This window comes from Devosia soli (assembly GCF_000970455.1).
Taxonomy (GTDB): Bacteria; Pseudomonadota; Alphaproteobacteria; order Rhizobiales; family Devosiaceae; genus Devosia; species Devosia soli.
The window spans coordinates 96,860-111,455 of the sequence record NZ_LAJG01000048.1 but is presented as its reverse complement, the minus strand read 5'-3'; the positions used below and the strand labels follow the sequence as shown (position 1 = coordinate 111,455).

The 14,596-nt window shown below is 61.8% G+C and carries 15 protein-coding genes; 13 read left to right on the top strand and 2 right to left on the bottom strand.

Annotated features, from left to right (window positions below; all coding sequences use genetic code 11):
- Window positions 1-61: 61 nt before the first annotated feature.
- From groES to VW35_RS19020, 6 genes are all read left to right on the top strand, one after another.
- Window positions 62-376, top strand: coding sequence for a co-chaperone GroES (gene groES, locus VW35_RS19045; RefSeq protein ID WP_046144679.1), 315 nt, complete (start codon window positions 62-64; stop codon window positions 374-376).
- A gap of 24 nt (window positions 377-400) precedes the next feature.
- Complete coding sequence (gene groL, locus VW35_RS19040; protein WP_046144678.1) at window positions 401-2,026, top strand: chaperonin GroEL; 1,626 nt, start codon at window positions 401-403, stop codon at window positions 2,024-2,026.
- Window positions 2,027-2,430: 404 nt separating this feature from the next.
- Complete coding sequence (locus VW35_RS19035) at window positions 2,431-4,089, top strand: Na/Pi cotransporter family protein (RefSeq protein ID WP_046144677.1); 1,659 nt, start codon at window positions 2,431-2,433, stop codon at window positions 4,087-4,089.
- Window positions 4,090-4,228: 139 nt separating this feature from the next.
- Window positions 4,229-4,750, top strand: coding sequence for an NUDIX domain-containing protein (locus VW35_RS21395; protein ID WP_152662664.1), 522 nt, complete (start codon window positions 4,229-4,231; stop codon window positions 4,748-4,750).
- A 198-nt stretch (window positions 4,751-4,948) separates the two neighbouring features.
- Window positions 4,949-5,164: a cold-shock protein gene (locus VW35_RS19025; RefSeq protein WP_046144675.1), complete on the top strand. Its 216-nt coding sequence runs from the start codon at window positions 4,949-4,951 to the stop codon at window positions 5,162-5,164.
- 56 nt (window positions 5,165-5,220) lie between these two features.
- Entirely contained in the window at window positions 5,221-5,412 is a 192-nt protein-coding gene (locus VW35_RS19020) for a hypothetical protein (protein ID WP_046144674.1), read from the top strand.
- 87 nt (window positions 5,413-5,499) lie between these two features.
- Here VW35_RS19020 and VW35_RS19015 read toward each other — a convergent pair whose 3' ends face one another.
- Window positions 5,500-5,853, bottom strand: coding sequence for a hypothetical protein (locus VW35_RS19015; RefSeq protein WP_342017866.1), 354 nt, complete (start codon window positions 5,851-5,853; stop codon window positions 5,500-5,502).
- A gap of 203 nt (window positions 5,854-6,056) precedes the next feature.
- A complete protein-coding gene (gene gcvA / locus VW35_RS19010) occupies window positions 6,057-6,947 on the bottom strand; it encodes a transcriptional regulator GcvA (RefSeq protein ID WP_046144673.1) in 891 nt (296 codons plus the stop codon).
- Window positions 6,948-7,075: 128 nt separating this feature from the next.
- Between gcvA and VW35_RS19005 the strand changes: the two genes are divergently transcribed.
- Genes VW35_RS19005 through VW35_RS18975 form a run of 7 tightly spaced genes read left to right on the top strand, consistent with a single transcriptional unit; the run spans window position 7,076 to window position 14,518 of the window.
- Complete coding sequence (locus VW35_RS19005; protein ID WP_046144672.1) at window positions 7,076-7,486, top strand: VOC family protein; 411 nt, start codon at window positions 7,076-7,078, stop codon at window positions 7,484-7,486.
- 10 nt (window positions 7,487-7,496) lie between these two features.
- Window positions 7,497-8,681, top strand: a complete 1,185-nt coding sequence (locus VW35_RS19000) for a hypothetical protein (protein ID WP_046144671.1) — start codon at window positions 7,497-7,499, stop codon at window positions 8,679-8,681.
- A 22-nt stretch (window positions 8,682-8,703) separates the two neighbouring features.
- On the top strand, window positions 8,704-9,786 hold the full coding sequence (locus VW35_RS18995) for a ketopantoate reductase family protein (protein WP_046144670.1): 1,083 nt from the start codon (window positions 8,704-8,706) through the stop codon (window positions 9,784-9,786).
- Window positions 9,783-10,898, top strand: coding sequence for a Gfo/Idh/MocA family protein (locus tag VW35_RS18990; RefSeq protein ID WP_046144669.1), 1,116 nt, complete (start codon window positions 9,783-9,785; stop codon window positions 10,896-10,898). The genes VW35_RS18995 and VW35_RS18990 overlap by 4 nt, the downstream gene beginning before the upstream one ends.
- On the top strand, window positions 10,895-12,514 hold the full coding sequence (locus VW35_RS18985) for a DUF885 family protein (RefSeq protein WP_046144668.1): 1,620 nt from the start codon (window positions 10,895-10,897) through the stop codon (window positions 12,512-12,514). The genes VW35_RS18990 and VW35_RS18985 overlap by 4 nt, the downstream gene beginning before the upstream one ends.
- Window positions 12,511-13,533 (top strand): ABC transporter ATP-binding protein, encoded by a 1,023-nt coding sequence (locus tag VW35_RS18980; RefSeq protein ID WP_046144667.1) that lies wholly within the window; start codon window positions 12,511-12,513, stop codon window positions 13,531-13,533. The genes VW35_RS18985 and VW35_RS18980 overlap by 4 nt, the downstream gene beginning before the upstream one ends.
- On the top strand, window positions 13,526-14,518 hold the full coding sequence (locus VW35_RS18975; RefSeq protein ID WP_046144666.1) for an ABC transporter ATP-binding protein: 993 nt from the start codon (window positions 13,526-13,528) through the stop codon (window positions 14,516-14,518). The genes VW35_RS18980 and VW35_RS18975 overlap by 8 nt, the downstream gene beginning before the upstream one ends.
- The last annotated feature ends 78 nt before the right edge of the window (window positions 14,519-14,596 follow it).

Here is a 14,596-nt window from a genome sequence, read left to right as displayed (position 1 = left end):
ATCGCTTCCTCCCGGGAATGCCGGGAGGAGTTCCGACATGTCCAGGTAAGGAGGTTCGAAAATGGGGTTTCGTCCCTTGCATGACCGTGTGGTCGTCCGCCGCCTTGAGGCCAACGAAAAGACGGCCGGTGGCATCATCATTCCCGATACCGCCAAGGAAAAGCCAGCCGAAGGCGAAGTCATTGCCGTGGGCCCGGGTGCCCGTGACGACCGCGGCAACCTCGTTGCTCCGGAAGTGAAAGCCGGCGACCGTGTGCTGTTCGGCAAATGGAGCGGCACCGAGGTCAAGATCGATGGCCAAGATCTTCTCATCATGAAGGAGAGCGACATTCTCGGCATCGTCGAGCAGGCCGAACCGGCCCGCAAGGCGGCTTGAGGATTTTAGAGGGAGCAAACGGAAATGGCTGCCAAAGAAGTCAAATTCTCGTCTGACGCGCGCGAAAAGATGCTGCGCGGCGTGGATACGCTTGCCAATGCGGTCAAGGTGACCCTCGGCCCCAAGGGCCGCAACGTGGTCATCGAAAAGTCCTTCGGCGCGCCGCGCATCACCAAGGATGGCGTCTCCGTCGCCAAGGAAATCGAGCTCGAAGACAAGTTCGAGAACATGGGCGCGCAGATGCTGCGCGAAGTCGCCTCCAAGACCAATGACCTGGCAGGCGACGGCACGACGACCGCTACCGTGCTGGCCCAGGCAATCGTCAAGGAAGGCGCCAAGGCTGTTGCCGCCGGCATGAACCCCATGGATCTAAAGCGCGGTATCGATCTTGCCGTCACCAAGGTGGTCGAAGACCTCAAGGGTCACGCCAAGAAGGTGACCTCGAATTCCGAGATCGCACAGGTCGGCACTATCTCGGCCAATGGCGATAAGGAAATCGGCCAGTTCCTTGCCGAAGCCATGGAAAAGGTGGGCAATGACGGCGTGATCACGGTGGAAGAAGCCAAGACGGCGATTACCGAGCTTGAAGTCGTCGAAGGCATGCAGTTCGACCGCGGCTATCTCTCGCCCTATTTCGTCACCAATTCCGAAAAGATGCGCGTGGAACTCGAGGACGCCTATATCCTCATCCACGAAAAGAAGCTCTCCAACCTCCAGTCGATCCTGCCGCTGCTCGAAAGCGTCGTGCAGTCGGGGCGTCCGCTGGTCATCGTCGCCGAGGACGTCGAGGGCGAGGCGCTGGCAACGCTCGTCGTCAATCGCTTGCGCGGCGGGCTCAAGGTCGCCGCAGTCAAGGCGCCGGGCTTCGGCGATCGTCGCAAGGCCATGCTGGAAGACATCGCCATCCTCACCGGCGGCAATGTCGTTTCCGAAGATCTCGGCATCAAGCTTGAAAACGTCACGCTCGACATGCTCGGGCGCGCCAAGAAGGTGGTGATCGAAAAGGAAAATACTACCATCGTCGAAGGCGCTGGCGGCAAGGACGACATCACCGGCCGCGTCAACCAGATCAAGGCGCAGATCGAAGAAACGACTTCGGACTACGATCGCGAAAAGCTGCAGGAGCGCCTCGCCAAGCTCGCCGGTGGCGTCGCAGTGATCCGCGTCGGTGGGGCGACGGAAGTCGAGGTCAAGGAAAAGAAGGACCGTGTCGACGATGCCCTGCACGCGACCCGCGCGGCCGTGGAAGAAGGCATTCTGCCAGGCGGTGGCGTGGCCCTGCTGCGCTCGCTCAAGGTGCTCGAGACGCTCAAGGGCGCCAATCAGGACCAGCAGGCCGGCATCGACATCATCCGCCGCGCCGTCCAGGCTCCTGCCAAGCAGATTGCGCTCAACGCCGGCGACGATGGCTCGGTGGTGGCGGGCAAGCTGCTCGAAAAGGATCAGTATTCCTGGGGCTATAACGCGGCCAGCGGCGAATACGAAGACCTCGTTCTGGCCGGTGTCATCGACCCCGCCAAGGTCGTCCGCACCGCACTAGAGGATGCCGCTTCCGTCGCCTCGCTGCTGATCACGACCGAAGCACTCGTTGCCGAAAAGCCGAAGAAAGACAGTGCCCCGTCAATGCCGGCTGGCGGCATGGACTTCTGAGGTTCAATCCGGGCCCGGCGCACCAGCGCCGGGCTTTTTAGTACCTGACTCATCAAGGATCGCGAGTGGCGCCGCACTGCGCCGCGCTCGGCGCCGCGCGCTGCCTGATGCCAATCCGTCCTGAAATCTGACCTGCTCGCTGGCCATTACCTTCCCGTTCGACATCTTCCTCAGCATACCGCTCTATGGCGCGATGGCCGCCTGGCTCTACGCCTAAACGTGTCGACACACCTTAGCGGATAATCATCGCCTCTTCGCCGCGATCTGCAATTTCTGGCGACGAGGCGACGCTGCTCGTTTGGGCAATAGGTTCTAGTTCCAAAAGATGGTAAGCAACGCATTTGTGCGCGCGCCAGAAGAGGTGCATCATCTCGCCAAGGAGGTGATTTGTCGGAGATGCATTGGTGGATAGCCTGATCGTCATTCTAGCCCTTGTCGGGGCCATCTCATTGCTCTTGTGGGGGACCCACATGGTGCAATCGGGCGTTCAGCGTGCTTTTGGGCCGCGCCTCCGGACGGTTTTGGCCGACACACTCGACAATCGCATCAAGGCCCTTCTGGCGGGCATCGGCATCACTGTCGTCTTGCAGTCGAGTACTGCGACAGCGCTGATGGCGACAAATTTCACTTCCGCGGGTCTTATCGGCCTCTTGCCGGCCATGGCGGTCATGCTCGGCGCCAATGTGGGTACGGCGCTGATCGTCACCCTCCTGTCTTTCAACGTCGCTATTCTTTCGGCGCCACTGATCACGATCGGGCTTATCCTCTTCCGGCTCGACAAGGATTCCCGTCGCCATGATCTCGGACGGGTCCTGATTGGTCTTGGCTTGATGTTGCTGGCCCTCCACCAGCTTGTTCTCGCCCTAGAGCCCGTTGCTCAGTCGACAGAGGTGATGACGCTCCTCGGGCTCCTCGGAGCCATGCCGCTTGTTGCGGTTATCCTTGGAACGCTGCTGGCCTGGGCCATGCATTCGAGCGTCGCCGTCGTTCTGCTGGTCGGGTCGCTCGCAACGCACGGCATCGTCGGGCATGAAAGTGCGCTGCTGCTGGTTCTGGGCGCCAATCTCGGTACCGCGCTCAACCCGCTTTTGGAAGCCGGCGACAAATCGCCTTCAGCCCGGCGCATGCCCCTCTTCAATCTTGGCAACAGACTCCTGGGCCTTGCTATAGCTTGGCTGGCCCTGCCGCAGATCAGTGTTGCCCTCAGTGCCATGAACCTGCCCGATGGTGCCGATGTCGCCGTTTTCCATCTCGGCTTCAATTTTGCCATGGCGCTGATTGCCTTGCCTTTCCTGCCTCAGATCGCGGTCTGGATGTGCCGATTGCTCCCAGACCGGCAGGACGCGGCTGATCCGGCCCAGCCGATTTATCTTGACCACAGCGCGCTCGATATCCCCATGATCGCCCTTGGTGGCGCCCAGCGCGAAGCGCTTCGGCTCGCCGATACCCTTGAGGCGATGCTCAATGGAGCCCGCGAGGTGCTCGTTCATAACGAGCGCAAGCTTCTGGCCGAAACCCGCGCCCGCGACGACGTGCTCGACAGCCTCAATACCCACATCAAGCGCTATCTCGCGCAGGTGGACGAAGATGACCTCGGTGAAGACGACAAGGAGCGGCTGCACCGTATCCTGGTCTTTGTGATGAACATGGAGCAGGCAGGCGACGTCATCGATCGGCATCTCCTGCTGCATGCCACCAAGCGCCTCAAGCGTGGCCTGCTTCCCGATGCCGACAATGAGGAAGAGTTGACGGCAATCCTTGATCGCCTGATCGCCAATACGCGCACCGCGGCGTCCCTCTTCGTCACCGAGGACGCGCAGGTGGCGCGCAAGCTGGCCGAAGAAAAGGCTCTCTTCCGCCGCGTCGAACAGGATGCAACAACGCGCCACTTCGCCCTGATGCGCGATGGCGTAACGGCGGCATCCCAATCGAGTGCACTCCACCTCGACCTCCTGCGCGACCTCAAACTCGCCAATTCCTTCGTCGTCGCCGCCGCCGCCTATCCCGTCCTCGACCGCGCAGGCGAACTTCTCCCCAGCCGCATGGCCTCGACCATCGGGTAGTTTGCGCTAGGCTGCGTCGAGAACGGTCCAGCCATCAACAAGGCGTCGCGAGAGGAGTCTTGAAGCTGAACCATGAGCGCTGGGCGTCAAGATTGGCCTGGCGCTCGCTTCCGGCGCCTGTCTCGAAGCGAGGGTAATTATGGGCGAGAAGGTCTGCGCTGTGCCGTTCCGGCAGACGTCTCAGGGGATGGAGGTTCTCTCGTTCCTGCACCCGGTCGCCGGACGTCAGTTCGTAAAGGGCACGCTCGAGCCAAATGAATTGCCGGCCGTAGCTGCCGCACGCGAGCTGCGGGAAGAAAGCGGCCTGTCCCTTGCCGCCAGCCCGGTTTTGTTGGGCGATGCCATGATCGGCTCGCCGCCGGTTCGATGGCATTTTTATGCTTTCAACACCGATGGTTTGCCCCAGAGTTGGAGCCATTGGACTGAAGATGATGGTGGCCACATGTTTTTATTCTTCTGGCACCTGCTCGAAAAAGACCTCGATCGTGAATGGCATCCGATCTTTCACCAGGCTTACCGAATAATACGCTTCGGGCTTCGTGATATTGCTGGACCAGTCCCGCAAGGCGCTGCCTCGAAGGCAGGGGCACGGCGAGTATCTGACAAACAGTTTTCGATCGGTCGCTCTCCCACCTTTTCCGCTCCTTCGCGAAGAGATTGAAAACCGCGCCTTGTGCTCGACACGATTGCCTGCGATAATCCCTTCATACGTTTTCAGCCCAAGTCGGCTGCCTCTCCCCGGTGAGAACTGGGTCTTGGCTCTCTGATCTATCTTGCGAACGTTTTAGGTCCTTTCTGCATGTCGCAGTGGGGAAACTGCTCGTTCCGCTACGGCTCCGAGCTAAAAGGAAATCATCCTATGTCCAGACTCAATGGCACCGTCAAATTCTTCAATTCGACCAAGGGCTTCGGCTTCATCACTCCCGAAAACGGCGGTAAGGATCACTTTGTCCACGTCTCGGCGGTGCAGAATTCGGGCGTTGATGGCCTCTATGAAAATGACAAGCTGAGCTACGAGGTCGAAACCGGCCGCGATGGTCGCGAATCCGCGATCAACTTGATGCTCGTCAAGTAAGCGTCTACTTTCCGGAAGGCCGCCCCAGGGTGGCCTTCTTCAGTTTAGGAGCGCCCATGATCCCGCATATGACAGCTTTGGAGCGAGCCTTCGAACTTGCACGGAGCGGAAAGTTCGCAAGCGTGACCGAGGTCAAGCTGGCAGTCTCGAAAGAGGGATATCTCGTCAGCCAGATGGAAGGCCCGCAGCTTTCAAAGCAATTGCGCGCCCTCGTCAAGGCAAATAGGCGCCCCGACACGGACGCATGAGGCGTCCTCAAGCGCGGTTGTTCAGCCGCGCTCGAAGGAAAAGTGCTGCCCATCCCGCCTCCGCACGGCGAGCACATAATCGTCTTTTCAACGCGATGCCCGGCGGACCAGATCGCCGAGTGGAGCCCGGTCCGGATCGGGCAGTTCGCCTTCTTCTAGCACACGTCCATTCGGGTCGCGCGCTTCGAGGTCTTGCGGCAGCTCGTCTATGACTTCGGCTTGCGGATGATCGTCGCCGCGCGAAAACTCTTCCTGCCAGTTCCCCTCCGCATCTTGATACTGGATCTGCTCGTCCTCGCCGGCCAGCCTCTGCCGGTCGGCCGCCGACTCGGCAGCCTCGCGGGCCGCCTGATGGGTGGCAAAAGTCTCGGAAAAGACGTCGCCCACGCGATAGGCGAAGCCGCCATTATGTTCGACGACGTCGTAGGTGATGCCGGCCATCCGGTCCTCCATGCTTGCCGCCCCGATGGCGGCACCGGCAGGACAATGCGCGACAGGCCCGATCCGGCCCTTCAATCATCCGTGTTAGTCCCCGCTGGAACCGCCCCTAAACCCCAGCCACTTCGAACACCGCGCCGATTTCGACCGGAATGCCATTGGGCAGGGAGTTGCGGACCAAGCTGCTGCGCTTATGGGCGCTGACGCTATTTGAGTTGATCGAGGACCCAGCGCCTGAAAGCCATGACGCGGGGCAGGCCTGCCTTGGTTTGGGGGGTGATGAGGTAATAGGCGCCGGGCCCCGAAACACGGGACTTGAACGGGGCGACGAGCGTGCCGCTCGTCAGTTCTTCCTCGATGAGGAATGTCGGGAGCAAGGCCATGCCGAGCCCTGCTTTGGCCGCTTCAATGATCATGAAGAAATGCTCGAGCCGCGGGCCCCAGTTGATATGGGGCAGGTCGGCGCCGACCGATCGGAACCAGTGCTCCCAGCTATAGGGACGGGTCGAATGGTCGATGAGCCGGTAGCGGGCGATGTCCTGCGGCTCGTCAAGCGGGTTGTCCTGATCGAGCAGCGCCGGAGAGCAGACAACCTGTACTTCCTCGCTCATCAGCGGATCGACCAGCGCATCGCTCCATTCGCCATGGCCGAAGCGAATGGCGATATCGATGCGCTCGCGCGTGAAATCGAGGTCGCCGTCACTGGAGACCACATTCACAGACACATCGGGATAGAGCTTCTGAAACGAGGGCAGGCGCGGCAGCAGCCAGCGCGTGCCGAAGGTCGGCAGCATGCCCACCGAAAGCGTGCCCTTGCCGGCCTTGGACGACATCAATTCGACCGTCCCGGCCTCAAGCAGATCGAGTGAGCGGCTGACGAGGCGGCTATAATATTCGCCTTGGTCGGTGAGCTGGATGCGCCGGCTGCGCCTCGTGAAGAGCGGCACCTCGAGATATTCCTCAAGGCTGTGCACAAGCCGGCTTGCGGCGCTTTGCGTCACATTGAGCTCTTCCGCCGCGCGGGTGAAGGAGTTGTAGCGAGCGACCGCTTCGAAGGTTCTTAATGCGTTGAGGGAAGGAAGAATGCGCCGTTTCACTGATTATCATTCCATGAGGTCATGCAAGGGCAATCTTTATGCGCCTTGCAGCAAGACGCCAAGCGTTTAGCTTTTTCCTTGAGACGCGGGAGAGCCGCGATCGTTCCTCATCCTCTTGGACCCGCCAAATGATCCCATTTCACATGGCCTTCGCAGTGAAGGACAAAGAAAGCACCCGAAATTTCTATGGCGAGATCATCGGCTGCAAGGTCGGGCGCGAGGCCGAGAACTGGATAGATTTCGACTTCTTCGGCCACCAGCTCTCCGCTCACATCAACAATGACCCGAAGCCCACCGCCCGCTCCAAGGTCGGCAATGACATGGTGCCGTTGCACCATTTTGGCGCCGTGCTCCCCTGGGACACCTGGAACGGCCTGATCGAGCGCCTCCGCGGCGCCTCCTATGCCTTCGTCATGGAGCCAAAGATCCGCTTTGAGGGCGAGCCGGGCGAGCAGGGGACCTTCTTCCTCCTCGACCCTTCGGGCAATGCGCTTGAATTCAAGTCCTTCCGCAATCCCGACGCCATCTTCGAACACTGAGTTTTATCCCATGAATTCCTTCGAGATCGGTCGCGACCTCACCGCCATCACCATGGGCATCGACGCCTATGAGCGCCGCCAGCCCGCCGACAAGAGCCTTCTTGGCGGCGAAGGTCTCGTCCCGATCTATCTCGGTGGCGACAGCATTCCGGCGCGTCAATACAATGACGTCGAAGCCATCAAGGCCGATCTCGACACGCTTGTCACCGAAGCCGCCGCCCTGCCGGCGAGCCCGCGAAAAGTCTTCCTTGAAGGCATGATCCGCTCGGTCCGCACTGCCACCAAGATGCTGGCTGGCGCGAGCCCCAGCTTTGAGGAAAAGGTCACCCAGCTCGTCGGCGCCCCCGCCGGTCGCGAAGACGCCGCCGTCATTGAAGACGCCCGCGCCAAGCTCGACGCGGTGCTCAAGCGCTCGGGCTTCGTCAACGGCACCCTCGGCGAACGCGTCGCCGCCTGGGAAGAAGCCCGCGCCATCCCTGCTGAACAGGTCGAGACCGTCTTCCGCGAGCTTATGGCCAAGGCCAAGGCCAAGACCGACGCCATGATCTTCGACACCGGCGATTATGACATGGTCCTCAACCCGGTCCGCGGCATGTTCTACACTGCCCGCTGCTCCTTCAACGAAGGCAAGATGGACCTCAATTTCGACCTCAGCTTCACCCGCGCCGCGCTCAAACACCTGGTCTGCCACGAAGTCTATCCCGGCCACTCGACCCAGCTTCTGTCGACCAAGGCCGCCGTCGATGCCGGCGAAGCCCCGGCCGACGCCCTCCTCATCACCACCGACGCCATCACCGGTTGCGTGCAGGAAGGCATCGGCGACCAGGGCGTGCACCTCATCGATTTCGTCGAAGACGACGATGACGCAATCCACATCGAGCTCCGTCGCGTCCGCTCCGCCGCCCAGACCAGCGCCGCCTGGATGCTGATGGTCGAAGGCATGCCGCGCGAAGACGTCGCCAATTACCTCCGCACCACCGCCATGGGCCAGGAAGCCTGGGTCCAGGGCCGCCTGCGCATGGCCGCCCACCCCTTCCGCGGTCCTTTCATCTCCTCCTACTGGGCCGGCAACGAGATCGTCCGCAAGGTGCGCGAACGCGTGACAGACGCCGAGCGTCCCGCCTTCATCAAGGCGCTCTATTCCTACGCGAACTCGCCCGAGAGCCTCTCGATGTTCCCCCAGGTCGCCAACTAACAATAAGGTCAGGGCCCCACCCATGAAATTCACCATTATCGGTGCCGGCGCCATCGGCGGTCTGGCCGGCGCCTATATGACCAAAGCCGGCCACGACGTGCTCCTCGTCGATCGCTGGAAAGAACATGTCGACGCCCTCAACGCCAATGGCATGACCATCGACGGCGTCCGTGGCGACCTTAACGTCAAGGTCAAGGCTGCGACCCCCGACCAGCTCTCGGGCGATCTCGGCGTCGTCCTTGTCGCCACCAAATCCCAGCACACGCTCGAAGCCCTCAAGCAGATCGTGCCGCTCCTCAAGGCAGACAGCGCCGTCGTCTCCTACCAGAACGGCTTCAACGAGCCCGACATGATCGCGCTGCTCGACGAACATGGCCTCCCCGGCAAGAACATCATCATCGGCTCGATCCCCAATTATGGCGGCGCGCTGGTCGATCCGGGCTATATCGAATTCGTCCACGAAGGCCCGATCCAGCTTGGCGAGATGAGCGGCGAGATGACCCCGCGGCTCAAAGAGATCGGCGACGCGCTCTCGGCCCTCACCGAAGTTCAATATTCGGACCGCATCTGGGGCCAGATCTGGGCCAAGGAAGTCTATTCCGCCCAGGTCGTCTTCTCGGCCCTGGCCGACGCCAAGATCCGCGACACGCTCGGGGTCGAGCGCTATGCCCGCCTTGCCGGCGCTATCGTCAAGGAAGCCCTCGAAATCGCCGACGCCAACAATATCGACATCCAGGCCTTCGACTTCTTCGATCCCGCCAATTATCGCGTGAAGACGGCCGAGGACACCAAGAAACTCCTCGCCAATATCGACCACGCCATCTGGCTCCTCAAGAAGGACCAGGACAACAAGCCGACCCACAATTTCAAGAAAAAGGGTTCGGGCATCTGGTGGGATATCGTTTATCGCAAGCGCCCGTCCGAAACCCGCGCCTTTGCCGGAAAACTCATCGAGTTCGGCAAGAAGGCCGGCGCCGATACCCGTCTCAACGAGAAGATGGTCGGGATGATCTACGAGATCGAAGACGGCAAGCGCCAGCTCGGCTTCCATAATTATGATGAACTCGAAGCCTATGCGGCCGAGATCGGAAAGACCCTGCCATGACCAGCAAACTCGGCGTCGGCCTTATCGGCGCGCATACCTGGGCCGATAAGGCACACCTTCCCGGCTACAAGGCGCATGAGCGCGTCGACCTGATCGCCGTCTGCGATCTCGATCCCGATCGCGCCAACGCCATGGGCGAAAAATACGGGGCCAAAAAGGTCTTCACCGACCCCGAAAAGCTCATTGCCGACCCGGATGTGCAGATGGTCGACGTCTGCACCCCGACCCATACCCACCTGCCGCTCAGCCTCCTCGCCATCGAAGGCGGCAAGCACGTCCTTTCGGAAAAGCCGCTCCACACCGAAGCCGCTCCAGCTTTCGATGCCGCGGCCAAGGCCGATGCCAAGGGCGTCCGCACCAAGCTCGGCTTCACCTTCCGCTATTCGCCTGCCATCCGGCAGATCAAGAAGTGGATCGATGACGGCACGCTCGGCGAAGTGTTCCACATCCACGGCTTCGAGCAGAATTCCCAGTGGCTCGATCCGCAGGAGCCACTGCGCCAAATCACGCCGGGCGTTGATCGCAATTCGCTGATCCCGGCTTCGATCGTCGGCTATGGCTCGCACCTCATCGACCTCATGCGCTGGCTCGGCGGCGAGTTCGGCTCCGTCGCCTCGACGATGAAGAATTTCATCCCCGAACGCATCGTGCGCGGCGAAGTCGGCCTCCAAAAGATCAAGGTCGAAGACGGTGCTGTGGCTCTGGTCGAATATGCCAATGGCGCACAGGGTCTCCTCCAGACCTCTTATGTCGCCGTCGGCAATTATCCCGGTGTCGAAATCCGCGTCTATGGCTCTAAGGGCGCCGCCGTTGCCCGCCTGATCTCGGAATTCGGCACCGCCGAAACCCTGAAAATCGCCAAGGCCGAAGCCGTCGAGTTCATCCCCTACGATGTCGGCCCCGAAGCCCTGCCGCCAGGCACGACGCTCAACACGCCCTGGCCCGAACTCTACTACCGCAATCTCGTCCGCCACTTCGTCGATGAAATCCTCGAAGATCGGCCGCAGGAGTGCACCTTCTTCGATGGCGCCAAGAGTCAGGAAATCGTCGACGCGATCATCAAGGCGCATTTCGAGCGCCGCTGGGTCGACCTGCCGGGCAAGAGCGCATGACGGTTTCCTACGATCCGGCGCTGGTCGATGACTTCCTCGCCCATCACTGGCGCTTCCGCCCAGTCGACGCGACCTTCATGGGCGACAAGGCCCATGATAGCGAGCTTCCCCCGGCTGGCCCCGAAACGCTGACTGAAGAGATCGCCGAAATCGACGATCTCCTCGCCCGTCTTGAGGCCAGCGAGGAACCCGAAAATCTCGGCGATCGGCTCGACCGGCGCATGATGCTGGCCGAGCTGCGCATGCAGCGCCTCGCCGCCGAAACACGTCCGCGCCTCCACAACCCTGCATGGTATTCGGGCGAAGCGGCCTTCTCGATCATTTCGCTGCTCCTGCCGCAATCCATGCCGATCCGCCACGCGGCGCTGGTCGCGCGGCTCAACGGCATTGACACCTTCCTCCGCGCCGCCGCCGAACGCCTCGATGGCGTGCCCGCTGCGCAAGGCTGGATCAAGCGCGCGCAAAAGGAAGCGACGGCCATGGCCGGTTTCTTGCGCAGTGACATAAAGCTCCACGAAGAATTCGCCGACGATTGGGCCGAACCCGCGCGCCAGGCCGCCGACGCCTTCGAAGCCTTCGCCGCCGCGCTCGACACCCAGCCCGACGCTGATCCGGCCTGTGGCGAAGCCTATCTCAGCCAGCTTATGACCGAAATCCACGGCCTTCCCATGTCGCCGCGCGAAGCCGTCGACTTGGCCGAAGCCGCCTATAAGCGCATGGGCGACGAGATGGCCGAGATGGCCCGCGCCATCGACCCGAGCCGCAGTGTCGACCAGATCCTCGCCAGTCTCGCCGACATCCATCCCGCCGATCCCGAAGCGGTCTTTGACAGCTATATGGATTGGGACGTGCAAGCGGTTGCCCAAGGCGCCGAACTCGTCACCCCGGCGCAGGAATACGATCTCGACTACCGCTGGATGGCCCCGTGCTTCCGCAAGATCAGCCAGCCACTGTACTTCCTCTTTTATCGCTCGCCCCCCGGCCTCAATCCCGGTGCCGGCAGCGTATATTGGGTGACCCCGCCCGGCGAGGATGAGCAGGCGTTTCTCCGTGGCAACAATACCGCCATGGTCAAAACCATCCATTCGGTCCACCACGGCAGCGTCGGCCATCACACGCAGAACACCCGCGCCCGTGCCGCCCAATCGCGCCTCGCGCGCATCGCCGGCACCGATTGCGCACTCGGCCTCGCCTTTCTCGGATCTGGCACGCTCATCGAAGGCTGGGCCTGCTATGTCGAAGACCTGCTGATGGAAGCGCCGGGCTTCTACACGCCCGAGGAAATCCTCCTACTCAAGCAGTTCGAGCGCCGCAACGCGGCGAGCGTCCTTGTCGATATAAAACTCCATCTCGGCGATTGGAGCCTTGATGAGGCCATGGCCTTCTACCGCGAGGCCGGCTTTGCCGCCGCCCGCGTCGAGGGTGAAGTCGTACGCAATTCCATGCTGCCGGGCTCGCGCCTGATGTATTGGCTGGGCGTTGAAGGCATCAAAAGCTTGCGCCAGCGCTGGAAGGGCGACACGCTCGGTTTCCACGATCATCTCCTCAGCTACGGCCACATGCCGCTCGCCTGGATATCAGAGGAAATGGAAAGGGCAGGGCACCTCAACCCATGACGGATCAGACCACTCCACTGCTCGACATCCGCGGCCTCGTCACCGAGTTTTCGACTGAAACCGGCGTCGTTCGCGCCGTCAAAGGCGTCGATCTCACCATCGGGCAGGGCGAAACCGTTGCCCTGGTCGGTGAAAGCGGCTCTGGCAAATCCGTCACCAGCCTTTCGGTCATGCGCCTCATTCAAAAGGGCGTCGGCGCCATAACGGGCGGCGAAATGCTGTTTCGCACCCGCTCCGGACAGATCGTCGATCTCGTCCAGCAGCCCGAAAACGCCATGCGCGCCATTCGCGGCAACGAAATCGGCATGATCTTTCAGGAGCCGATGACCTCGCTCAATCCGACCCAGAAGGTTGGTGCCCAGATCGCCGAAGCCGCACGGCTTCACCAGAACCTGACGCGAAAACAGGCCTGGGCCCGCGCCGTCGAGATGCTGGCTCTGGTTGAAATCCCCGATCCGGCCCGCCGCGCCGATGTCTATCCCCACCAAATGTCGGGCGGCATGCGCCAGCGCGTCATGATCGCCATGGCGCTTGCCTGCAATCCCGCACTGCTCATCGCTGATGAACCCACCACCGCCCTCGACGTGACCGTGCAATTGCAGATCCTCGAACTCATGCGCCGCCTGCAGCGCGAGATCGGCATGGGCATCCTCTTCATCACCCACAATCTGGGCGTCGTCGCCGAAGTCGCCGATCGCGTCGCCGTCATGTATGGCGGCCGCATCGTCGAAACGGCCCCGGTGCGCGAACTTTTCGCCCATCCGAGCCATCCCTATACCCGCGGTCTTCTCGATAGCCTTCCCGTCGTCGATCATGCCGCCCGCGCCTCGGGCCAGGAGCTTCGCCTCCGCGCCATTCCCGGCAGCGTCGTTGATCCGCGCAACCCGCCGCAGGGCTGCGATTTCAACCCGCGCTGCGCCTGGGTGATCCCTGAATGCCGCGCCGCTGTGCCCGCCCTCCTGCCTGTCGTTCCCGAACATCGGGCTCGCTGCATCCGCTGGAACGAAGTCCATGGCTGAACCGCTCCTCGTCGTCGAAGACCTCGAAGTCCACTATCCAATCGGCAAGTCGCTGTTCAAGGAAGGCGTCACGCTCCGCGCGCTCGATGGTGTCTCTTTCACTGTCGGCAAGGGCGAAGTTGTCGGCCTTGTCGGCGAATCCGGTTCGGGCAAGACCACGCTCGGCCGCGCCGTCCTGCGTCTCGTCGAGCCGACATCGGGCAGGGTGCAACTGGGCGATAAGGACGTCACCGCCCTCCCGCCGGCGGATCTCAAAGCCCTGCGCAGCAAGATGCAGATCATCTTCCAGGACCCCTATGCCAGCCTCAACCCACGCATGAGCGTCGGCCAGACGCTGGGTGAGGCCCTGATGCTGCACAAGATCGGCACGCGGAAAGATCGCGACCAGCGCATTGGAGATCTCCTCGAACAGGTCGGCCTGCCGCGCAGCGCTGCCGCTCGTTTCCCGCATGAGTTTTCCGGTGGGCAACGCCAGCGCATCGGCATCGCCCGCGCCCTCGCGGTCAACCCCGAATTCATCGTCGCCGACGAGCCGGTCTCGGCGCTCGACGTCTCGATCCAGGCCCAGATCATTAACCTCTTGCAGGATCTCCGCCGCGAATTGGGCCTCTCGCTTCTCTTCATCGGCCACGATCTTTCGGTCATCGAATTCCTCTGCGACCGCGTTATCGTCCTCTATCTCGGCCGCGTCATGGAAATGGGCACCGCCGCGGAGCTCTATGCCAACCCCCGCCATCCCTATACCCGCGCGCTTCTCGACGCCGCGCCTGTGCCGGACCCTACAGTCCGCCGCGACCGCATTACCCTCAAGGGCGATCTTCCAAGCCCGGTCAATCCACCCTCCGGTTGCGTCTTCCGCACCCGCTGCCCCTATGCCATCGATGCCTGTGCCGAGGTTGTGCCGCCGCTCGAAACACTCGAAAGTGGCCATCGCGTCGCCTGCATTCGCAGCCACGAACTGAACCTTGCCAACCCGATCGCCTGACCGGTCCTGCTCAATTCAAAAGCATTGTGGATAAGCACGCGCCAGCCCCGGCGCGTGCTTTATCATTTTGGCCCGAAA